Annotated in this window: 22 protein-coding genes; 13 read left to right on the top strand and 9 right to left on the bottom strand. The window is 72.1% G+C overall.

The genetic code is table 11. From position 1 onward, the window contains the following. Positions 1-32 precede the first annotated feature (32 nt). The 3 genes from RAN62_RS20220 to RAN62_RS20210 all read right to left on the bottom strand — a co-directional run bounded on the left by RAN62_RS20220 (position 33) and on the right by RAN62_RS20210 (position 4,051). Positions 33-1,061 (bottom strand): threonine aldolase family protein, encoded by a 1,029-nt coding sequence (locus RAN62_RS20220; RefSeq protein WP_305786254.1) that lies wholly within the window; start codon positions 1,059-1,061, stop codon positions 33-35. Then, positions 1,054-2,460, bottom strand: coding sequence for a class II 3-deoxy-7-phosphoheptulonate synthase (locus RAN62_RS20215; RefSeq protein ID WP_305786253.1), 1,407 nt, complete (start codon positions 2,458-2,460; stop codon positions 1,054-1,056). The genes RAN62_RS20220 and RAN62_RS20215 overlap by 8 nt, the downstream gene beginning before the upstream one ends. A 118-nt stretch (positions 2,461-2,578) precedes the next feature. After that, positions 2,579-4,051, bottom strand: coding sequence for a glycosyl hydrolase family 18 protein (locus RAN62_RS20210; RefSeq protein WP_305786252.1), 1,473 nt, complete (start codon positions 4,049-4,051; stop codon positions 2,579-2,581). 172 nt (positions 4,052-4,223) lie between these two features. Between RAN62_RS20210 and RAN62_RS20205 the strand changes: the two genes are divergently transcribed. Genes RAN62_RS20205 through RAN62_RS41175 form a run of 5 tightly spaced genes read left to right on the top strand, consistent with a single transcriptional unit; the run spans position 4,224 to position 7,622 of the window. After that, entirely contained in the window at positions 4,224-4,688 is a 465-nt protein-coding gene (locus tag RAN62_RS20205; RefSeq protein ID WP_305786251.1) for a glutathione peroxidase, read from the top strand. Beyond that, positions 4,685-5,362, top strand: coding sequence for a DUF429 domain-containing protein (locus RAN62_RS20200; protein ID WP_305786250.1), 678 nt, complete (start codon positions 4,685-4,687; stop codon positions 5,360-5,362). Before RAN62_RS20205 ends, RAN62_RS20200 begins: the two co-directional genes overlap by 4 nt. 43 nt (positions 5,363-5,405) lie before the next feature. Further along, a complete protein-coding gene (locus tag RAN62_RS20195) occupies positions 5,406-6,053 on the top strand; it encodes an IclR family transcriptional regulator (protein ID WP_305786249.1) in 648 nt (215 codons plus the stop codon). 60 nt (positions 6,054-6,113) lie between these two features. Further along, positions 6,114-6,401, top strand: coding sequence for a hypothetical protein (locus tag RAN62_RS41180; RefSeq protein ID WP_369077181.1), 288 nt, complete (start codon positions 6,114-6,116; stop codon positions 6,399-6,401). After that, entirely contained in the window at positions 6,402-7,622 is a 1,221-nt protein-coding gene (locus tag RAN62_RS41175; RefSeq protein WP_369077186.1) for a GMC family oxidoreductase, read from the top strand. It begins immediately after the preceding gene. Positions 7,623-7,686: 64 nt separating this feature from the next. On the opposite strand, the gene proC is transcribed toward RAN62_RS41175, so the two are convergent. The 4 genes from proC to RAN62_RS20165 form a co-directional block, all read right to left on the bottom strand. Then, complete coding sequence (gene proC, locus RAN62_RS20180; RefSeq protein ID WP_305786248.1) at positions 7,687-8,487, bottom strand: pyrroline-5-carboxylate reductase; 801 nt, start codon at positions 8,485-8,487, stop codon at positions 7,687-7,689. A gap of 57 nt (positions 8,488-8,544) precedes the next feature. Beyond that, a complete protein-coding gene (locus RAN62_RS20175) occupies positions 8,545-9,573 on the bottom strand; it encodes a 6-phosphofructokinase (RefSeq protein WP_305786247.1) in 1,029 nt (342 codons plus the stop codon). 137 nt (positions 9,574-9,710) lie between these two features. Further along, complete coding sequence (locus tag RAN62_RS20170; RefSeq protein WP_305786246.1) at positions 9,711-10,211, bottom strand: pyridoxamine 5'-phosphate oxidase family protein; 501 nt, start codon at positions 10,209-10,211, stop codon at positions 9,711-9,713. Positions 10,212-10,380: 169 nt separating this feature from the next. Further along, positions 10,381-11,073, bottom strand: a complete 693-nt coding sequence (locus RAN62_RS20165) for a Crp/Fnr family transcriptional regulator (RefSeq protein WP_015620001.1) — start codon at positions 11,071-11,073, stop codon at positions 10,381-10,383. Between the two features lie 257 nt (positions 11,074-11,330). On the opposite strand from RAN62_RS20165, the gene RAN62_RS20160 reads away from it, so the two are divergent. The 4 genes from RAN62_RS20160 to RAN62_RS20145 all read left to right on the top strand — a co-directional run bounded on the left by RAN62_RS20160 (position 11,331) and on the right by RAN62_RS20145 (position 13,685). Continuing rightward, a complete protein-coding gene (locus RAN62_RS20160) occupies positions 11,331-12,209 on the top strand; it encodes a phosphotransferase enzyme family protein (protein WP_305786245.1) in 879 nt (292 codons plus the stop codon). Between the two features lie 141 nt (positions 12,210-12,350). Then, a complete protein-coding gene (locus RAN62_RS20155; RefSeq protein WP_305786244.1) occupies positions 12,351-12,839 on the top strand; it encodes a polyadenylate-specific 3'-exoribonuclease AS in 489 nt (162 codons plus the stop codon). A gap of 1 nt (position 12,840) precedes the next feature. After that, positions 12,841-13,266 carry a helix-turn-helix transcriptional regulator gene (locus tag RAN62_RS20150; RefSeq protein ID WP_305786243.1) on the top strand — a complete coding sequence of 142 codons (426 nt, stop codon included), beginning with the start codon at positions 12,841-12,843 and terminating at the stop codon, positions 13,264-13,266. Between the two features lie 5 nt (positions 13,267-13,271). After that, positions 13,272-13,685, top strand: coding sequence for a VOC family protein (locus tag RAN62_RS20145; protein ID WP_305786242.1), 414 nt, complete (start codon positions 13,272-13,274; stop codon positions 13,683-13,685). Here RAN62_RS20145 and RAN62_RS20140 read toward each other — a convergent pair. Beyond that, entirely contained in the window at positions 13,666-14,748 is a 1,083-nt protein-coding gene (locus RAN62_RS20140; protein WP_305786241.1) for a class I SAM-dependent methyltransferase, read from the bottom strand. The genes RAN62_RS20145 and RAN62_RS20140 overlap by 20 nt on opposite strands. 108 nt (positions 14,749-14,856) lie before the next feature. Between RAN62_RS20140 and RAN62_RS20135 the strand changes: the two genes are divergently transcribed. From RAN62_RS20135 to RAN62_RS20120, 4 genes are all read left to right on the top strand, one after another. Continuing rightward, complete coding sequence (locus tag RAN62_RS20135) at positions 14,857-15,429, top strand: DUF2087 domain-containing protein (protein ID WP_305786240.1); 573 nt, start codon at positions 14,857-14,859, stop codon at positions 15,427-15,429. Beyond that, positions 15,426-16,265, top strand: coding sequence for an ATP-grasp domain-containing protein (locus RAN62_RS20130; protein WP_305786239.1), 840 nt, complete (start codon positions 15,426-15,428; stop codon positions 16,263-16,265). Before RAN62_RS20135 ends, RAN62_RS20130 begins: the two co-directional genes overlap by 4 nt. A 111-nt stretch (positions 16,266-16,376) precedes the next feature. Beyond that, positions 16,377-17,231, top strand: a complete 855-nt coding sequence (locus tag RAN62_RS20125) for a DUF308 domain-containing protein (RefSeq protein WP_305786238.1) — start codon at positions 16,377-16,379, stop codon at positions 17,229-17,231. Between the two features lie 94 nt (positions 17,232-17,325). Continuing rightward, positions 17,326-18,741 carry an alpha,alpha-trehalose-phosphate synthase (UDP-forming) gene (locus RAN62_RS20120; RefSeq protein ID WP_305786237.1) on the top strand — a complete coding sequence of 472 codons (1,416 nt, stop codon included), beginning with the start codon at positions 17,326-17,328 and terminating at the stop codon, positions 18,739-18,741. Here RAN62_RS20120 and RAN62_RS20115 read toward each other — a convergent pair. Next, a complete protein-coding gene (locus RAN62_RS20115; RefSeq protein WP_305786236.1) occupies positions 18,738-19,349 on the bottom strand; it encodes a hypothetical protein in 612 nt (203 codons plus the stop codon). The genes RAN62_RS20120 and RAN62_RS20115 overlap by 4 nt on opposite strands. Between the last annotated feature and the right edge of the window lie 32 nt (positions 19,350-19,381).

Raw genomic sequence — 19,381 nt, 5'->3', positions numbered from 1 at the left:
GGGCCCTGACACCGTGTGAGAGTCAAGACCGGTCAGGAGAGCAGGTCACGCAGGACGGTGATCGCCTGGTCCACGCCGTCGTCGTCCACGTCGAGGTGGGTGATGACGCGGGCGGTCTGCGGGGCCATGGCCACGATGCGGATGCCGCGCTCCCCCGCCGCCCGGACCAGCTCCGGCGCGTCGTAGCGGGTCTTCGCCGTGTCGATCAGCACGATGTTGGTGCGCACGTCGGCCGCGGTCACCACGCCGAGCGGCTCGAGGGCCTCGGCCAGGCGGCGGGCCCGGGCGTGGTCCTCGGCGAGCCGCTTGACGTGGTGGTCCAGGGCGTAGCGGCCGGCCGCGGCGAGGATGCCGACCTGACGCATGCCGCCGCCGAGGCGCTTGCGGATGGTCCGGGCCCGGGCGATGCGTTCGCGCGACCCGATGACCAGCGAGCCGACCGGCGCGCCGAGACCCTTGGAGAGGCAGACCGAGAGGGTGTCGAAGAGCTGCCCGTACGTGAACAGCGGCACCCCGTCGGCGACATGCGCGTGCCAGATCCGCGCGCCGTCGCAGTGCAGGGCGACGCCCGTGCCATGCAGCGTCTCGTGCAGCCGGTGCAGCGTGGCGAGCGGCGTGATCGTGCCGCCGCCGCGATTGTGCGTCTGCTCGACGGCGACGGCCCGGGTCGGCACCGACGGGTAGCCGGCCGGGGCGATCATGTCCGAAATATATGACGGATCAAGCTCGGCGCCGACCGACGGCCACGTACGCGTGGAGATGCCGCCGTAGGCCGCGGCCGCCCCCACCTCGTAGTTGACGACGTGCGCGTCCGACCCGGCGAGCAGCTCCTCGCCCGGGGAGACGAGCAGCTGCAGGCCGATCTGGTTGGCCATCGTGCCGGACGGGCAGAAGAGCGCCGCCTCGTGCCCGAAGAGCCGGGCCACATGGGCCTCGAGCGCGTTGACGGTCGGATCGTCGCCGAAGACGTCGTCGCCCACCTCGGCGGACGCCATGGCCTCGCGCATGGCCGGGGTCGGCTTGGTGACGGTGTCCGAGCGGAGATCGACAAAATCAGCCACGGAGCATCTCCGCCACGAGGAAGGCCAGCTCGAGGCTCTGCTGGGTGTTGAGCCGCGGGTCGCACGCGGTCTCGTAACGGTCGGGCAGGTCGAGGTCCTCGATGCCCTGCGCGCCGCCGAGGCACTCGGTGACGTCCTCGCCGGTCAGCTCGACGTGGATGCCGCCCGGGTGGGTGCCCAGCCCGCGGTGCACCTCGAAGTAGCCGAGCACCTCGTCGACGATCCGGTCGAAGTGCCGCGTCTTGTAGCCGTTGGACGACTCGTGCGTGTTGCCGTGCATCGGGTCGCACTGCCAGACGACCTTCGCCCCGGTGGCGGTGACCTTCTCCACGATGGGCGGCAGGGCGTCGCGCACCTTGCCGTTGCCCATCCGGCTGATCAGCGTGAGCCGGCCGGGGATGTTCTCCGGGTTCAGCTTCTCGCACAGCTCGATCGCGGTCTCGGGCGACGTGCCGGGGCCGAGCTTGACGCCGATCGGGTTGGCGATGCGGCTGATGAAGTCGATGTGCGCGTGGTCGAGCTGCCGGGTGCGCTCGCCGACCCAGAGGAAGTGACCGCTCAGCCCGTACGCGCGGCCGTCCGACACCCGGGTCAGCGCCCGGTCGTACTCCAGGGCCAGGGCCTCGTGCGAGCAGTAGAGGCTGACCGTGCGCAGGGCCTCGTCGTCGGTCATGCCGCAGGCGCGGATGAAGTCGAGCGCGCGGTCGATCTCGCGGGCGACGGCCTCGTAGCGCTCGCCGGCCGGCGACGACCGGACGAAGTCCTTGTTCCAGGTGTGCAGGCTGGCCAGGTCGGCGAGGCCACCCGAGAGGTACGCGCGCAGCATGTTCATGGCGGCGGCACTGTTCGCGTACGCCCGGATCATGCGCTGCGGGTCGGCGACGCGCGCCGCCTCGTTGGCCTCGAGCGAGTTGATCAGGTCGCCGCGGTAGGCCGGCAGCCCGAGCGAGTCGGTGGCCGACGAGCGCGGCTTGGTGTACTGCCCGGCGACGCGCGCCACCTTGACCACGGGCATCGAGGCCCCGTACGTGAGCACGACCGCCATCTGCAGCAGCGTGCGCGCGTTGGCCAGCAGGTGGCTCTCGGTGTTGCCGTCGAACGTCTCGGCGCAGTCGCCGCCCTGCAGCAGGAACGCGCGGCCCTCGCACACGTCGGCGAGCTTCTGCCGGAGCTGGTCGACCTCGTAGGGCGCCACGATCGAGGGGACGTTGCCGAGCACCTTGCAGACGTCGGCGACCTCGGTCATGTTCTGCCACGGGGGCATCTGCACGCGCGGCAGCTCACGCCATCGGTCCAGGCCGAGCGCGGCGTCCTCGGCCGAGTCGGTCGAGGGTCGGGAGGTCTGCAGCGCCGTCGCGCCGAGTCCGGGATGACTGAGCTGATGCCACTCACGGTGCATGACGTAGAGCCTATCCAGTAACCGAAACGGGGCGCCGGGTGGTCACCCGGCGCCCCGAACCTTGGGACAACAGTCTTCAGTCCGCTTTATGGGCGGTGGTGGGGCGGTTGGACGGGCCCTACTTGAGGCCGTTGCTGATGGCCGAGATCAGTTCACCGTTGGTCGTGTCGCCGGAGAACTCCCAGAAGAAGGCGCCGCCGAGACCCTGCTGCTTGGCGTACGTCATCTTCGTCCCGATGGTGGCCGGGGTGTCGTAGCCCCACCAGTTGCTGCCGCACTTGGCGTAGGCGGTGCCGCCGATGGTGCCGGTGGCCGGGCAGGTGTTCTTGAGCACCTTGTAGTCCTCGATGCCCTGCTCGTACGTGCCGGGGGCCGCGCCGGTCGCCGTGCCGCCGGGAGCCGACTGCGTGACGCCCGTCCAGCCGCGGCCGTAGAAGCCGATGCCGAGCAGGATCTTGTTCGACGGGACGCCCTTGCTCTTCAGCTTCTGGATCGCGGCGTCGGACCAGAAGCCCTGCGTCGGGATGCCGGCGTAGGAGGTCAGCGGCGAGTGCGGCGCGGTCGGGCCCTGCGGGTTGAAGGCGCCGTAGTAGTCGTAGGTCATCGGGAAGACCAGGCTGAGCTTGCTGATGCCCGACGCGTAGTCGGCCGCGTCCAGCTTGCCGCCGTTGCTGCCGTCGGCCGAGATGGCCGAGGTGACCAGGAAGTTCGAGCCGAACTTGGTGCGCAGGGCCGAGACCACGTTGTTGTACGAGGCCGGGCCGCTGCTGTCGCAGGAGAGCCCGCACGCGTTCGGGTACTCCCAGTCGACGTCGATGCCGTCCCACAGGCCGGCCCAGCGGCTGTCGTTGAGCAGGTTGTAGCAGGAGTTGGCGAAGCCGGTCGGGTTCGCGGCGGCCTGGGTGAAGCCGCCGGACCAGGTCCAGCCGCCGAACGACCAGATCAGCTTGATGTTCGGGTAGGCCGCCTTCAGCTTCTTGAGCTGGTTGAAGGAGCCGCGCAGCGTCTGGTCCCAGGTGTCGGCGACGCCGTCCACACTGTCCGCCGCGGTGTACGCCTTCTCGTAGTCGGCGTAGCTGTCACCGATGCTGCACTGACCGTTCGTGGTGTTGCCGAACGCGTACAGGATGTGCGTGAGCTTGCTCGCCGAGCCGCTCGTCACGAGGTTCTTCACGTGGTAGTTGCGTCCGTAGACGCCCCACTCGGCGAAGTAGCCCACCACGTTCTTGCCTGCCGTGCCCGGCGGGGTCGTTGTCGGGGGTGTGGTGGGCGGGGTGGTCGGGGGCGTGGTGGGCGGAGTGGTGGGCGGCGTCGTGGGGGTCGAGCCGCCGTCGCAGGTGCCGTTGTCGGCCCAGACGTCCCACTGGCCGCTGTGCGTGGCCGGGGCTTCGTTCTGGGTCCACCACTTCGCGGTGTAGTTGTGACCGTTCTGCGAGGCCTGGTTGCCGTTGGTGTAGGTGGCCGTGGCGCTCCAGGCGGAGGCGCAGGCCGCCGCGGCCGAGGCCGACGGGGCCGACACGAGCGGCACCACGGCCACGGCGACTGCCGCGATCGCACCGGCCCAGAGGGCGCGGCGGGGGGATGTGTTCACGGGGCGTCTCCTCGGAACAATTAGGAAACTTTCCAAAGGGAAGTTGAAGAGACGGTAGTCACATCAATGAACATCAGTCAAGACTGTGACGGCGGATTACCCACGGTCGTAACTTTGGCCGCCCGAGAGCCACAGCGTGCACTCACGTACGCACTGCGCGTAGTCTGCCGTCATGACCATCCACGACGTCGACATCGATGCCCTCACGGGCGGCTCCGCCGATCTGCGACGCTACCGCGGCAGCGTCGTCCTGGTGGTCAATGTGGCCTCCCGCTGCGGCCTGACCCCCCAGTACGAGGGCCTGCAGAAGCTCTACGACGAATTCCGCGACCGCGGCCTGGTCGTCCTCGGGGTCCCGTGCAACCAGTTCGCCGGCCAGGAGCCCGGATCGGCCGCCGAGATCGAGGAGTTCTGCCAGGTCAACTATGGCGTGACCTTCCCGCTCACCGCGAAGGTCGACGTCAACGGCCCGGACCGGCACGAGCTCTACCGGGAGCTGATCGGCGACGGCCCCGACATCCAGTGGAACTTCGAGAAGTTCCTGGTCGGCCCGTCCGGCACCGTCGAGGGCCGCTTCGACCCCGGCACCCAGCCGTCCGACCTGATCCCCCCGATCGAGAACCTGCTCCCACGATGAGCATCCACGTGATCGGCGTCGACGCGTACGCCCTGGGCTGGGTGGGCGTCGAGCTGCGCGACGGCCAGTTCGGCCGGGCCATGCTGGCCGCCACCCTGTACGAGATCGTGGCGGGCAGCTCGGGCGCCGCCGTCATCGGCGTCGACATCCCGCTGGGCATGTTCCCCGACCGCTGGCGCGCCGCCGACACCCTCGCCGCCGACACCCTGGGCCCCCGGCGCAGCAGCGTCTTCCGGGTGCCGCCGCGCGCGGTGTGGCAGGAGACCGACTTCGCCACGGCCAACCGCATCTGCCGCGAGCTCACCGGCTCCGGCCTGAGCCGCCAGTCGTGGGCGCTGCGCCCCAAGCTGCTCGAGGCCAACGCCATCTGGGAGCGCCACCCGGGGCTGCTCTTCGAGGCCCACCCGGAGGTGTCGTTCCGCGAGATGGCGGGCGAGCCCCTCACGTACGCGAAAAAGACCTGGAGCGGCCAGGCCCGCCGCCGCGAGCTCCTGGCCAAGCACGGCATCGTCCTCCCCGACCACCTCGGCCCGGCCGGCCAGGCCCCGCCCGACGACATCCTCGACGCCGCCGCCGTCGCCTGGACCGCCAACCGCATGGCCAACGGCACCGCCTCCAGCCACCCCAGCCCGCCCGAACAGAGCGACGGCGCCCAGGTCGCCATCTGGTACTGATTGCACCGACCTGCGATCTTTGATCGCGGAGGTGGTGATCGCCATGCCCGAACCGGGTTCACCGGCCGCCGGCCGCGGCGTGATCGACGGAGCGTTCCAGCTGCTGCGCGCGGTGCCGCAGACGGTGCCGGGACGTCAGGTGGCGCAGCTGGTCCGCCGCACCGGGCTGCCCCGGCCCACGGTGCACCGGCTGCTGGGTCAGTTGCGCGAGGCCGGTGCCGTCGACCTGGTCGACGGCCACTGGGTGCTGGCGGCCGATCTGCTGCGCCTGGCCCGTCACGTCGAGCCGCACGCCGGGCTGCGCGAGTCGGCGGCCGACATCCTGCGGGCACTGCGGGCGGGCACCGGAGCGGCGGCGTCGCTGGTGGTTCCGGAGCAGGACGCGTACGTCGTGCTGGAGACCGTGCCCGGTCACATGAGCCTGCCGGTCGGGCACCGGCCGGGTGATCAGCTGCCCGCCTTCACCGCGTCCGGCCGTGTCCTCGTCAGCCCCGAGTTGACCGGCGTCAGCGCCGACCACACCGCCGTGCACGAGGGGTTCACCTGTTATGCCGTACCGGTGCTGCTGCCCGAGGGGCGGCGGGCGGCGTTGCAGCTGGCCTCCGTCGACCCGCGGCCTGCGGATCGCTTCGCCCCGCAGGTGCACCGGGCGGCGCGGGCACTGCAGCGGCTGACGGCCCGGCCCGGCTGATTCCGTCCGCTCAGCGGACGCCGGCTCGCCGCCGGAATCGCTCCGGCGCACAGTCCACCCATGACTGATTCACGCTACGACTTCGTGGTCTGCGGCGCCGGGCCCGCCGGGTCGGCCGTGGCCGGACGGCTGGCCGAGGACCCCGCCGTCTCCGTCCTGCTCGTCGAGGCGGGCGGCGAGGACGATGATCCGGCCGTCGGGAACCCGGAGATGTGGCCGCTCAACCAGGGCACCGACCGGGTGTGGGACTTCACGACCGCGCCCGATCCGGCGGTCAACGGCCGGGTGCTCCCGTACGCCATGGGCCGCGTGCTGGGCGGCGGCGGCAGCGTCAACGTCTCGATCTAGATCCGCGGGCACCGCGACGACTGGGACTTCTTCGCCCGCGAGACCGGTGACCCGGTCTGGGGCCACGACAATGTCCGGACCCTGTTCGACCGCATCGAGAAGGGCCCGATGTGGGTGCAGGACACCCAGGACATCCATCCGTACGGGGAAGCTGTGCTCGCCGCCGCCGAAGAAGCCGGCTTCCCGCGGCACGGCAACCCCAACGGCGCACTGATGGAGTCGGAACGCGGCGCCGCACCTCGCCAGGAGATCATCCGGGACGGACGCCGCCAGTCGCCGTACCGGTCGTATGTCGCGAACCGCCCGCGTCCGAACCTGACCGTGCTGCACAGCGCGCTGGTCACCGAGGTCCTCTTCGAGAAGAACCGGGCCGCCGGGGTCCGCCTCCGGCACGGCGGCCGGACCCTGGACGTGCACGCCACGCACGAGGTGGTGCTGTCGCTCGGCGCGGTCAACACCCCGAAGACCCTGATGCTGTCGGGCGTGGGCGACGCCGCGCACCTCAGTGAGCACGGCATTCCGGTCCGGGTGCACTCCCCCGGCGTCGGCCGCAACCTCAACGATCACGCCCTGCTCGACCACCTCTGGGAAGCCACGGCGGACGCCGACCTCAGCGGCCCGCTCGAGGCCCGCGCCGGAGTGTTCTGGAACCTCACCGACACCGCCGGCGACCCACCGGTGGTCATGTACTCGACCGGCCGGGCCCAGGCGTCGCCGACGATCGCCGCGCAGGGCGGCCTGCCCGAGCGGGCGGCTAAGTTCCTGATCGGCATGAAGATGCACAACACCGGCCGCGTCCGGCTCGCGTCGGCCGACCCGGCCGTCAATCCGCTGATCGACACGGGCTACTTCACCGATCCGGCCGACATCGACAGCGCCCTGCGGGCCCTGGAGACCGCACGAGCCATCGGTACGGCCGGACCGCTGCGGCCGTACCTGAAGGCGGAAGCACTGCCGGGGCCGGTCGGCCGGGCCGCCACCGTGGACTACTTGCGCGACGTGGTGCAGACCTTCTGGCACCAGAGCGGCACCGCCCGCATGGGCCGCGACGACTCGGCGGTGGTCGACTCGCGGCTGCGCGTCATCGGCTGCGACGGTCTGCGGGTGGCGGACGCCTCGGTCCTCCCCCGGGTGACGGTCGCCAACACGATGGCCCCCAGCGTCCTCGTCGGCGAGCAGGCCGCGACGTTCCTCCGCGCCGACCACGGCCTCACCGGCTGAGGAGCCGGCCACGGCCTCACCAGTTGAAGAGCGGGCCACGGCCTCACCGGCTGCCGGGGCCGGCTCAGGCGCTCTGGGCGGCGATCTCGCGGGCGCGGTCGCGGGCGGCTTCGAGGGCGGCGAGGAGGGCCGCGCGGACGCCGTGGTTCTCCAGCTCGCGGATTGCGGAGATGGTTGTGCCGGCCGGGGAGGTGACGGCCTCGCGGAGCTTGACCGGGTGCTCGCCGGAGTCGCGGAGCATGACCGCCGAGCCGATCGCGGTCTGGACGATGAGGTCGTGGGCGACCTGGCGCGGCAGGCCGAGCAGGATGCCCGCGTCGATCATGGCTTCGACCAGCAGGTAGAAGTAGGCCGGGCCCGAGCCGGAGAGCGCCGTCACGGCGTCCTGCTGGGACTCGGGGACGCGGATGGTCGAGCCGAGCGGCTGGAACATCTCCTCGGCGATCGCCAGGTGCTCGCCGGTGGCGTGCGGGCCGGCGGAGATCGCGGTCATCGCCTGGTCGACCAGGGCCGGGGTGTTGGTCATGACGCGGACGACCGGGGTGCCCTCGGGCAGCCGCGCGGCGAAGAAGCTGGTGGGCAGGCCCGCGCAGAGCGACACGATGAGCTTGCCCGCGGGCACCTGGGGGCCGACCTCGTCCAGCAGCGTCCCGGCGTCCTGGGGCTTCACGGCGACGGCGAGGATGTCCGCCTCGGCGACGGCGGTGCTGTTGTCGACGACGCGGACGCCGTAGCGGTCGGCCAGCTCCTTGCCGCGCTCGGGGCGCCGGGCGGTGACCAGGATCTGGTCGGCGGGGCGGCCCGCGCGCAACAGGCCCGAGACGACCAGCTCGCCGATCTTGCCGGCGCCGATGACTGCGATCATGTTCTCCCCTTGCGCGGGGGCGGGCCATGGAGGACAGCCCGCCCCGGTGACGACGGCTCAGCTGCCGAAGAAGACCTCGGCCTCTTCGTACCGCGACAAAGGTACGGTCTTCAGCTCGCCGGTGCCGTCGATGAGCGGCACGCGCACGATGTCCGTCCCGCGCAGCGCCATCATCTTGCCGAAGTCGCCCTCGTGGACGGCGTCGATGGCCTGCAGCCCGAAGCGCGTGGCGAGGACCCGGTCGAACGCCGACGGGGTGCCGCCGCGCTGGATGTGACCCAGGACGACCGTGCGGGCCTCCTTGCCGGTCTTCTCCTCCAGCTGCTCGGCGAGCCACTGGCCGATGCCGCCCAGCCGGACGTGGCCGAACGAGTCCAGCCCCTTGTCCTGGGTGACCATCTGGCCCTCGAGCGGCTGGGCGCCCTCGGCCACGACGACGATCGGGGCGTACTCGACCTGGAAGCGCTTGGTCACGTACGTGGCGACCTGCTCGACGTCGAAGTTGCGCTCCGGCAGCAGGATGACGTTGGCGCCGCCGGCGAGACCCGCGTGCAGGGCGATCCAGCCGGCGTGCCGGCCCATGACCTCGACGACGAGGGTGCGGTGGTGCGACTCGGCCGTGGTGTGCAGCCGGTCGATGGCCTCCATCGCGATGTTGACCGCGGTGTCGAAGCCGAAGGTGAAGTCGGTGGCGTTCAGGTCGTTGTCGATCGTCTTGGGGACGCCGACCACGTTGACGCCGAGATCGCCGAGCTGGGTCGCCACGCCGAGGGTGTCCTCGCCGCCGATGGCGACCAGCGCGTCGACACCCTGTTCGGCGAGGTTGGCCTTGATCTTCTCGACGCCGCCCTCGATCTTGAAGGGGTTGGTCCGCGACGAGCCGAGGATGGTGCCGCCGCGCGGCAGGATGCCCCGGACCTCCGCGATGCCGAGCGGCTTCGTGAGGCCCTCGAGCGGGCCCTTCCAGCCGTCCCGGAAACCGACGAACTCATGTCCGTACGTGGCCACGCCCTTGCGGACCACGGCCCGGATCACCGCGTTGAGACCGGGGCAGTCGCCGCCCCCGGTGAGCACGCCGATGCGCATATTTGCTCGTCCTCCCTGATCGGGTCGCGAGAGGCCCGGCACCCTGCGAGGGGAAACGGCCGGCGTCGGCGCCGGTCCGGGGCGGGCCGCAGTGCGCACTGTAGTCGGCCGACGACACCCGGACCACCGTCCACGCGTTACAGGCGCACTGTTTCGTTCTCGCCAGCGTCCGGCGTCTTTCCGGTCACAGCCGCCTTCACGTAGCCCAGAAGGGTGACGACGTTGGAGCTGTGAGCCGCCTCCCAGTACTCGGCGGTCTCGGCCGTGACCTTGACCAGCGTGAGGTTCGGCGTCTCGAGGCCGTCCGGGAACCAGGCCTTGAGCAGCGGGTTCCACAACTCCTTGGCCTTCGCCGGGTCGTCGGTCTGCAGCGCGGTGCCGGAGACCGAGGTCCACGAGTTCTGCTTGCCGTCGCTGAACGAGACGTTCACCTGCGGGTTGACCCGGACCTGGGCCACGAGGTCGCTGTCGGAGTAGGTGAAGAACCAGAGGTCCCCGTCGAACTCGACGTCCTGCAGCGCCATCGGCCGGCTCACGTGCCGCCCGTCCGTGGTCATGGTCGTCAGCATGCCGATCTTGGCGTCCTTGACCAGGCCCTTGAGCTTCTCGCGCTTCTCCTGCTCGGTGTGCTCAGCCATGAGATCTCCTTCGTCGGTGTCACCCGTAGTCGTTCCCGGAGTGACACCGACGAAACAGACCGGCGGCCGCCGGCGCAGCGACCAGCGGCGCAGCGACCAGCGGCGCAGCGACCGGCAGCGCAGCGACCGCTGGCGCAGCGACCGGCAAGCCCGCCGGGGAAGATCAACCTCAGCGCTCGGCCATCCCGGCGCGGCGGCGCAGCGCGGACACGTCGGTCACCACGATGCGGCGGCCCTCCGTCCGCAACCACCCGCGCGTGGCGAACGAGCCGATCGCCTGGTTGACGCTCTGCCGGGAGCCGCCCGCCATCTCGGCCAGCTGGCTCTGGTTGAGCTCGATCGTGATCATCGGGGCCTGGCTGTCCCCCGCGAGGCGGACCAGGGTCTTGGCCACCCGCCCGGGCAGGTCGAGGAAGACGTGATCGGCATTCTGCTCGGTGAGCCGGCGGATGAGGCCGCCGACCGAGCGCATCACCGCGTCGAGGATGCGCGGGTTGGAGTGGACGAGGTCCATGAAGGCCACCCGGGAGAGCGCGAGCGCCTGGCTGTCCTCGATGGCCTCCGCGCTGGCCGAGCGGGTCGAGGCGTCCAGCAGGGACACCTCGCCGAGAACGTCGGGCGGGCGGACCACGGTCAGGACCGCGCGCTCGCCGGTCGGGGCGGTGCGGAAGACCGCGATGGCCCCGCGCCGCAGGACGATCAGGGAGTCGCCCGGGTCGTGCTCGACGAAGAGGATCTGGCCCTTGCGATAGGTGCGCGGGACGGCTGCGGCGATGACCCGCTGGCGCACGTCGGGCTCGAGCCCGGCGAACATCTCCACGCCCGTCAGCGCGTCTCCCGGCTCCGGCAGCCGATGATCCACGGTCAGTCCTTCCCCCGGTCGGGACCGCCACGGGCATTGCTGTCCGCCGCCGGCCCCAAGGCGTGAACGATCACTCTTAGCATGCAGAGTGCCATCAACGCCATTTGATACCTCCACTGCGCTCCGGTTCGATCATTTCGCGTATGTCGCTTTCTGTGAACCCCCCAATTGCCGCCCGTAGTCGTTGATCATGGTTCCGGTTAAAGTCGCCCACTGTGTCCGTCATGCACACGGTGCGTACGTAAATAATCCGCGCCGTGTCACCTGACGAGCTGCTGAGATCCACTTTGCGCGACGAGTGGCACCTGATGCCCGACGGCATCACGGAGCTGCCGCGCGGCCGGCTGTCCTGCCGCTGGGAGGTCGCGGCGGGCGGCCGGCAGTTCGTCGCGCACCTCGGCGACTCCGCGGCCCGCCAGCCGGTCGAGGCCGGGGTCGCCGTCTCCGCCCACCTGCGGGCCGGCGGCATCCAGGCCGGGGAGCCCGTACGCACCCTCGGCGGCGCGCTCACCGTCGAGACCCCGTACGGCACCCTGACCGTCCTGCGCCGCGGCCCCGGCCGGACGCTCGACGGGCGGGACCCGGTCGACCAGCAGTTCTGGGGCGACCGGCTCGGGGCGGTGCACCGGCAGTTGCAGACCTTCCAGCACCCCGGGCTGCGGCACTGGAACCGCCTCGACGCCGGCGCCCCGCACCTCGCGATCGAGCCGTGGCTGCGGCCCGCCGTGGCCGACGCCATCACGGCCACCACCCGGCTCACGATCACCGACCGGCTGACGTACGGGGTCCTGCACGGCGACCCGGCCCCGGAGACCTTCGTCATCGATCCCGCCACGGGCAGCGCCGGACTGCTCGACTGCGGCGCCGGGGGCAGCGGGCCGCTGCTCTACGACGTGGCGGCCGCCGTGCTCTACGCGGGCGGGGAGGAGACGTCGGCCGAGCTGCTCGACGGCTATCTCGCGGCGGGGCCCCTGACCGAGGACGAGCTGCACGCCGGGTTGCCGGTCATGTTGCGCTTCCGGTGGGCCGTACGCGCCGACTGGGCCGCACGACGCCTGGAGTGCGCGGGCGCCGAAGGCCGCGAGGTGCTGAGCCGCGCCCGCGAGGCCCTCACCGGAACAAGCGGCGGCGGATGAAAGATGCCCTCACCGGAACAGGGAGCGGCGGCTAGAAGAAGCCCTGACCCGGAGCGGCGGCGGATGAAAGCGGCAGACAAGAGGGATGAACAGCGGCCCTGACGGGGACAGGCCGCGGCGGGTAGGCGAGGATGGACGACGATGCCCTACCGCTATTTCTACGACTGCGAGTTCATCGAGGACGGCCGGACGGTCGACCTGGTGTCCATCGGCCTGGTCGACGAGCACGGCCGCGAGTTCTACGCGGTCTCCACCGAGTTCGACGAGTCCAAGGCGATCCCGTGGGTCCGCCGCAACGTGCTCGACAAGCTCCCCTCCCCCGCCGATCCGGCCTGGCGCTCCCGCGAGCGCATCCGGACCGATCTCTACGACTTCCTCACCGAGCCGGTCCGCGGCCGCGACGAGCCGATCGAGCTCTGGGCCTGGTACGCCGCCTACGACCACGTGGCGCTGGCCCAGCTCTGGGGCGCGATGCCGGCCCTGCCGCGGATCATCCCCCGGTTCACCAAGGATTTGCGTCAGCTGTGGGACGACAAGGGGCGGCCCACCCTGCCTACGATGCAGGGGCGCCACGACGCCCTGGTCGACGCGAAGCACAACCTGGCGCGCTGGCGGGCCATGGGAGGCTGAGATGGAGCTGGCGGATCTGGTACGGCTGCGGCAGGCCCGCGACCGGATGGATCGCGACTACGCCCAGCCGCTCGACGTCCCGGCCCTGGCCCGCACGGCGCTCATGTCGGCGGGCCATTTCTCGCGCAGCTTCCGCGAGGCGTACGGCGAGACCCCGTACAGCTATCTCATGACCCGCCGCATCGAGCGGGCCAAGGCGCTGCTGCGGCGGGGCGATCTGAGCGTGACCGAGGTCTGCTTCGCCGTCGGGTGTACGTCGCTCGGCTCCTTCAGCAGCCGCTTCACCGAGCTGGTCGGCGAGAGCCCGAGCGCCTACCGGGCCCGCTCGCACGACGACAGCGCCGTCATCCCGCCGTGCATCGCCAAGATCTATACGCGACCGGTCAGGAACGGAGAAGCCCGGCCGGGCCCCTCACCCGTAGCGTGAGCTGCATGGACATCACACTTGCGCAGACCTTCCTCGCCACCTCCGACTTCGACAAGGCCATCGCGTTCTACCGGGACGCGCTCGGCTTCGAGGTCCGCAACGACGTCGGCTACGAGAACATGCGCTGGGTGACGGTCGGCTCGCCGGCCCAGCCCGACGTCAGCATCGTGCTCGAACCGCCGCTCGCCGACCCCAACGCGTCCGAGGCCGACAAGCGGACCATGGCCGAGATGCTCGCCAAGGGCCTGCTCCGCGGGGTCATCTTCACGACCGGCGACGTCGACGCCACCTTCGAGCGCATCCGCGCGGCCGGGGCCGAGGTGCTGCAGGAGCCGGCCGACCAGCCGTACGGGGTCCGGGACTGCGCGTTCCGCGACCCGTCGGGCAATCTGCTCCGCTTCAACCAGCCGAAGCGCTGAGCGCGTACACGCGGAAGAAGTCGTTGCCGAGCGGCAGGACCTCCGCGCCGAGACCCGCCGCCTCGGCCAGCGCCACCACGGCCGGCGCCCGCAGCACCGTCCCGAGCCCGGCCGACGGCTGCTCGGCCAGGGCGGCGGGCAGGCAGTGGGTGACGCTCCAGCCGTACATGAGCCGTTCGACCTCGCCCGCCGGCGCGCGGAAGCGGTCCGCCACCCGCTCGTCCACCACGACGATCACGCCGCCGGGGCCGAGCGCGTCGCGGGCGGCCTCCAGCAGCGGGACCGGCCGGGCGAGGTCGTGCAGCGCCTCGACGATCAGGATCAGGTCGTACGGGCCGCCGAGCGCGCCCTTCTCCGCCGCGTCGGCCAGGTGGCACTCGACGCGGGAGGCGACCCCGGCGGCCGCGGCGTTGCTCCGGGCGACGCCGACGCTGTCCGGATCGATGTCGTACGCGTCCAGCAGCGCGCCCGGGAAGGCCCGCGCCAGCGCCACCGTCGACCAGCCCTCCCCGCAGGCCACGTCGGCGATGCGCGGCGACGCCGGGGCGGTCAGCCGCGCGCCCAGCCCGGGCACGGCGGCCAGCCACCCGGGCAACTCGTGCGCGATCATGGGCCGGTTGATGCCGCCCTGCCCCCGGCGGAAGATCGGACCATAGTCCCGGTACGGGACCCCGGCGCCCGACCGGTAGGCGTCCGGCAGCCGGGGCAGCACCCCCGCGATGCCCGCGATCAGATCGGCGAGCGGGGCGACGTGCGCCGGGCTCTCCGGTTCGAGCAACACCGGCCGGTACGCGGCCGGGAGCGCGTACCGGCGGAGGTCCTTGCTCGTGATGGTCTCCAGCAGTCCCGCGGCGGCCTGCTGCTCCAGCCACTCGCGGGCGTAGCGGGGCGCGATGCCGGCCGTCCGCGCCAGCCCGTCCGGGGTGCACGGGCCGGCGGCGAGCGCCTCGTAGAGCCCCAGCTCGCGGCCGAGGAAGACGCTGAACAGCTCCAGCGCCCCGAGCGTGTCCGTGAGCAGCCGATCGGCCAGCGCGTCGGCGGCCGTATGCGTGCCGGTGTCCATCCCGGCACCCTTCCATCGCGATCCGGGCCCGGCCACCGCCTTGTCACTGATCCGTCCGGACGCGGTAATCGGATGCCCGCTCCGGCCGGAACTCCTACGGTGGTCGGCATGTCTGCCGAAGCGGCGCGTGCCGCCGAGATCCTCACCCAGCTCGCCGTGCCCGAGCGGCTGACGGCGTTCGCCGAGCTGACCCGCCGGGGCAAGGAGGGCGTCACGCTGGCCGAGCTGGCGTACGCGATGGACAAGCCGGTGCAGGAGGTCGGCACCATCCTGGCCCGGCTGGTCGGGGTCGGCGTGGCGACCGGCACCGGCAACGGGGTCTACCGGGTGAAGCCCGGCGAGCTGCGCGAGGTCGCCCAGGCCGTCGACAAGGCCCAGCCACTGGCCCCGCTGCTGGCGGAGTACCCGGCGCTGCGCGGGTTCTTCGCCCACGGGCGGCTGACCTCGCTGCCGCCGACCCAGAGCGAGCGCTATCCGCTCGTCGGCGAGCTGCTCACCCGCTATCTGGCGCTCGACGGGCTGTGCGACGAGGACACGCTGAACAAGCGGCTCGCCGTGGTGACCGACGACGTGGCGGCCGTGCGGCGGATGCTGGTCGAGACCGGGTGGCTGGAGCGGGACCGGGCCGGGACGACGTACGGCCCGGTGACTGAGCGGCCCGTGACGGGAGCAGCCGGATGATGCTCCTGGTCCCCGGCGACCCGCTGCGCCCGCGGCGGCCCGACGAGCACTTCGCGGCCGAGGCCGCGGCGGCCCGGGAGGCGGGGCTCACGGTCGCCGTCATCGATCATGACGCGCTGGCCGGCGGCGGGGACGCCGCGGCCGCCGTCGCCCGCGTCCCCGCCGGCCCCGACGCGGTGTACCGGGGCTGGATGCTGCGCTCCGCACACTATGAAGCGTTCGAGGCGGCGCTGGTTGCCCGGGACGTGACGCTCCGGACGAGCGCCGCGCAGTACCGGCGGGCCCACGAGCTGCCAGGGTGGTACGAGCCGCTGGCCGCGTGGACCCCGGACACGGCATGGACGGTGGGGCAGGATGTCGGCGCGTTCGAGCAGGCTTGCACGGCGCTCGGCGGCGGCGCCGCGGTGCTCCGGGACTACAGCAAGTCGCTGAAGCACCACTGGGCCGAGGCGGCGTTCGTCCCCGACGTGACGGATCTCTCCACGGCCGGAAAGGTGGCCCGCCGGTTCCGGGAGTTGCGGGCGGAGGAGTTCACGGGCGGGTTCGTGGTGCGGCGGTTCGAGGCGTTCACCGGGGCCGAGGCGCGGACGTGGTGGGTCGGCGGGGAGTGCCGGCTGGTCACGGCCCATCCCGACACTCCCGGCGAGCTGCCCGGCGGCGTCGAGGTGCCGGCCGGGCTCGCCGCGGCCGTCGCCGGGCTCGGGCTGCCCTTCGTGACGGCCGACCTGGTCCGGCACGAGGACGGCCGGTGGCGGCTGGTCGAGCTGGGCGACGGTCAGGTCAGCGACCGGCCCGTGACCTGCGCGCCCGCCGATTTGATCACCGCGCTGACGTGATCTTGTCGAGACCGAAACCGAGCGGCACGCCACACGCACTCCCGGAACGGCCCTTCGCCGTGTCACCATGGGGCACGCGCGTGTGGAGCGCGGGGGCGAGAGGTGTGCAGGGTGTCTGCGGGTGGCGCCCGTCGCGGGCGGCGGGACAACGGGCTCGACGCGGCTGACTACGCAGCCGCGGGCGACGTGGATCCGCGCGTGGGTGAGCACCTGCTCGACGTGCTCGCCGCGGGCGGCATCGCCGCCTATCTCCAGCCGTCCGCCGACCGTGACCCGATCTTCCGGGCGACGACCTTCCCGGCGACCCCGACCGACCGGCTCTATGTCGATCGCGACCACCTCGACACCGCCCGCGAGCACCTGCGGAAGCTGACGCAGACCCCGCCGGCCTGGCCCGACCCCACGGCCGAGCCCCTGCCGGCGTCGTCGCCCGCGGCCGGCGGCCCGGCCCGCCCGGACACCCCACCCGGCGGCGAGCAGAGCGACGTCGACGCCGAGTGGGCCCGGATCGTCGCCGGCTTCCACACCGCGGTCGACCCGGCCGCCCCGCCGTGGCCCGAGGCCGAGGGCATCGACCCGGCCCGCGCCACCGAGCCGCCGCCCCCGGAGCCCGCCCCGCCGGCCGGTGAGGTGCGGCACAACCGCCGCCGCACGGACCAGGAGTCGCTGCTCGACGGGCTCGACACCTTCGGCACCGGTCTCCCGGACGACGACGAGGACGAGGACGAGCGCTATGTCCCGCCGCCTCCGCCGCCGCTGCCCCACGTGTCGAAATACGCGATCGCCGGCGTGCTGGGCGTGGTCGTGGGCTTCGTGCTCTTCCTGTTCCCGACGCTGCTGCCGATCGAGGCGCGGATCGTGACGCTGATGGGCTTCGCCGCGATCGTGGCGGGCGCGGTGACGCTGGTGTGGCGGCTGCGCTCGGGCGACGACGAGGACGACGACGACGACGGCGCCGTGGTGTGACCTGGGGGGTTGGCGCGCGGCGCGCCGTGGTGTGATCTGTCCCATCGAGGCCCTTTGTTGTTTCGCTGGGTAGTCGTCCACTAACGTCTCGTGGATGCGCCAGAGCTCGCTCGTGGTCGTCGCCAACCGTCTGCCCGTGGATGACAACAGCGCCTTCGACGGCGCCTTCGAGTGGCGGCGCAGCCCCGGCGGCCTGGCCGGCGCGCTGCACGCCATCCTCGAGCAGACCCCCGCCACCTGGGTCGGCTGGTCCGGCCACGAGGGGCCCGCCCCCGACCTGCCCGACATCGGCAGCCTGCGGATGTGCCCGATCGCCCTGTCCGCCGACGACCTGGCCGGCTACTACGAGGGCTTCGCGAACTCCACGCTGTGGCCGCTCTACCACGACGCCGTCGAGCAGGCCGTCTTCGACCGCGGCTGGTGGGAGACCTATCGCGAGGTCAACCGCCGCTTCGCCGAGGCCGCCGCCGAGGCCGTCGAGCCGGGCGGCACGGTCTGGGTGCAGGACTACCACCTGCAGCTGGTGCCGCAGATGATCCGCGAGCGCCGGCCGGACGTCCTCATCGGCTTCTTCCTGCACGTGCCCTTCCCGCCGCCCGAGCTCTTCATGCAGCTCCCCCGGCGCATCGAGCTGCTGCGCGGCATGCTCGGCGCCGACCTGGTCGGCTTCCAGCGTCCCCAGGCCGCCCACAACATCGCCCAGCTGACCGCCAAGCTGCTCGGGGCCGAGGTCACCGGGGACGACCAGATCTCCTTCGAGGGCCGGACCATCCGGACGGGCGCCTTCCCCATGTCGATCGACGTCGCCGAGATGCAGGCCCTCGCCGCTCGCCGCGACGTCCGCACCCGGGCCGCCCAGCTCCGCTCCGACCTGGGCCGCCCGCGCCGGGTCCTGCTCAGCGTCGACCGCCTCGACTACATCAAGGGCATCGAGCAGCGCCTCACCGCGTACAGCGAGCTCCTGCGTGACGGCCGCGTCAAGGTCCGCGACACCGTCATGGTCCAGGTCGCCGTCCCCAGCCGCGAACGCGTCGAGAAGTACCGCCGCCTGCGCGACCGCATCGAGAGCGAGGTCGGCCGGATCAACGGCGAGTACGGCCGGGTCGGCGAGCCGGCCGTCCACTACCTCATCCAGCCCTTCGACCGCGCCGAACTGGCCGCCCTCTACCAGACCGCCGACATCATGGTCGTCACCCCGCTGCGCGACGGCATGAACCTGGTCGCCAAGGAGTACGTCGCCGCCCGCGCCGACGCCACCGGCGCCCTGGTCCTCAGCGAGTTCGCGGGCGCCGCCGACGAGTTCACCGACGCCTTCCAGGTCAACCCGCACGACGTCGACGGCCTCAAGGAACGCCTGCTGCAGGCCATGGAGGCCGACCCCGCCGACCTCGAACGCCGCATGACCGCCATGCGCGACCACCTGACCGGTCACGACATCGTCCAGTGGGCCCGCTCCTACCTGACCACCCTCGACAGCACCGGCCGGGTCGCCGCCCGCATCCCGGGTTAGACCGGCCACATCCCGTACGGGACGAACGGCTCCGGCCGGCTCCACGAGCCGCTCCACGGCGGTCGGCGTACGGCCACCGCACCGCCCGCGACCGCGCCGGCCGGCAGGTCGAACCAGACCCGCCCGGCCGTCCACCCACCGGCGGGCAGCGCGTACATGGTGAGCTCGTCCGCCCGGCCCCGCGGCGTCGGCTGCACCACCGAGCCGTCGGTGGCCACGAAGAGGAAGTCCCACAGCGAGATCAGCCCGGAGGCGCACGAGGGCGACCGGACGACGACATCCGCGGCGAGCCACACGCGCTCGATGTTCCGCTCGGACGTGACCGCGGTGATCTGGTAGAGATCCGGGCCGACAGCCACGAACTCGCCGAGCCGGAGCCGGACCGGCAGCGATCGCGGCACCGGGAACAGCTCGCAGGACGGTCCGGAGTCGGAGTAGGTCAGCGCGTGGAGGACCAGCGCCTTGCCCTCGGCGGCCTGCGCGGCGACGTCTCCCCACGCGACGGCCGCGGCGGCGTCCGGGATCGCGGGCGTGGGCGGGTGCGGGGGCACGGCGGCGCCGAGCAGCAGCACCCAGGCGACGCTCACGGCGATCCACAGCTTTCTCATGTCGGCCCGCCCATCGGCCTGGCCCGGGCCGA

Source organism: Symbioplanes lichenis (genome assembly GCF_030709675.1).
Classification (GTDB): Bacteria; Actinomycetota; Actinomycetes; order Mycobacteriales; family Micromonosporaceae; genus Actinoplanes; species Actinoplanes lichenis.
The sequence above is the reverse complement of the archived record's forward strand: the minus strand, read 5'-3'. Positions and strand labels throughout refer to the sequence as shown.

Coding starts and splice junctions, on each gene's coding strand:
- RAN62_RS20215 (WP_305786253.1), bottom strand. CDS start 2,460: ATGCACCGTGAGTGGCATCAGCTCAGTCATCCCGGACTCGGCGCGACG.
- RAN62_RS20205 (WP_305786251.1), top strand. CDS start 4,224: ATGACCATCCACGACGTCGACATCGATGCCCTCACGGGCGGCTCCGCC.
- RAN62_RS20200 (WP_305786250.1), top strand. CDS start 4,685: ATGAGCATCCACGTGATCGGCGTCGACGCGTACGCCCTGGGCTGGGTG.
- RAN62_RS20195 (WP_305786249.1), top strand. CDS start 5,406: ATGCCCGAACCGGGTTCACCGGCCGCCGGCCGCGGCGTGATCGACGGA.
- RAN62_RS41180 (WP_369077181.1), top strand. CDS start 6,114: ATGACTGATTCACGCTACGACTTCGTGGTCTGCGGCGCCGGGCCCGCC.
- proC (WP_305786248.1), bottom strand. CDS start 8,487: ATGATCGCAGTCATCGGCGCCGGCAAGATCGGCGAGCTGGTCGTCTCG.
- RAN62_RS20175 (WP_305786247.1), bottom strand. CDS start 9,573: ATGCGCATCGGCGTGCTCACCGGGGGCGGCGACTGCCCCGGTCTCAAC.
- RAN62_RS20170 (WP_305786246.1), bottom strand. CDS start 10,211: ATGGCTGAGCACACCGAGCAGGAGAAGCGCGAGAAGCTCAAGGGCCTG.
- RAN62_RS20155 (WP_305786244.1), top strand. CDS start 12,351: ATGCCCTACCGCTATTTCTACGACTGCGAGTTCATCGAGGACGGCCGG.
- RAN62_RS20150 (WP_305786243.1), top strand. CDS start 12,841: ATGGAGCTGGCGGATCTGGTACGGCTGCGGCAGGCCCGCGACCGGATG.
- RAN62_RS20145 (WP_305786242.1), top strand. CDS start 13,272: ATGGACATCACACTTGCGCAGACCTTCCTCGCCACCTCCGACTTCGAC.
- RAN62_RS20140 (WP_305786241.1), bottom strand. CDS start 14,748: ATGGACACCGGCACGCATACGGCCGCCGACGCGCTGGCCGATCGGCTG.
- RAN62_RS20135 (WP_305786240.1), top strand. CDS start 14,857: ATGTCTGCCGAAGCGGCGCGTGCCGCCGAGATCCTCACCCAGCTCGCC.
- RAN62_RS20130 (WP_305786239.1), top strand. CDS start 15,426: ATGATGCTCCTGGTCCCCGGCGACCCGCTGCGCCCGCGGCGGCCCGAC.
- RAN62_RS20120 (WP_305786237.1), top strand. CDS start 17,326: ATGCGCCAGAGCTCGCTCGTGGTCGTCGCCAACCGTCTGCCCGTGGAT.
- RAN62_RS20115 (WP_305786236.1), bottom strand. CDS start 19,349: ATGAGAAAGCTGTGGATCGCCGTGAGCGTCGCCTGGGTGCTGCTGCTC.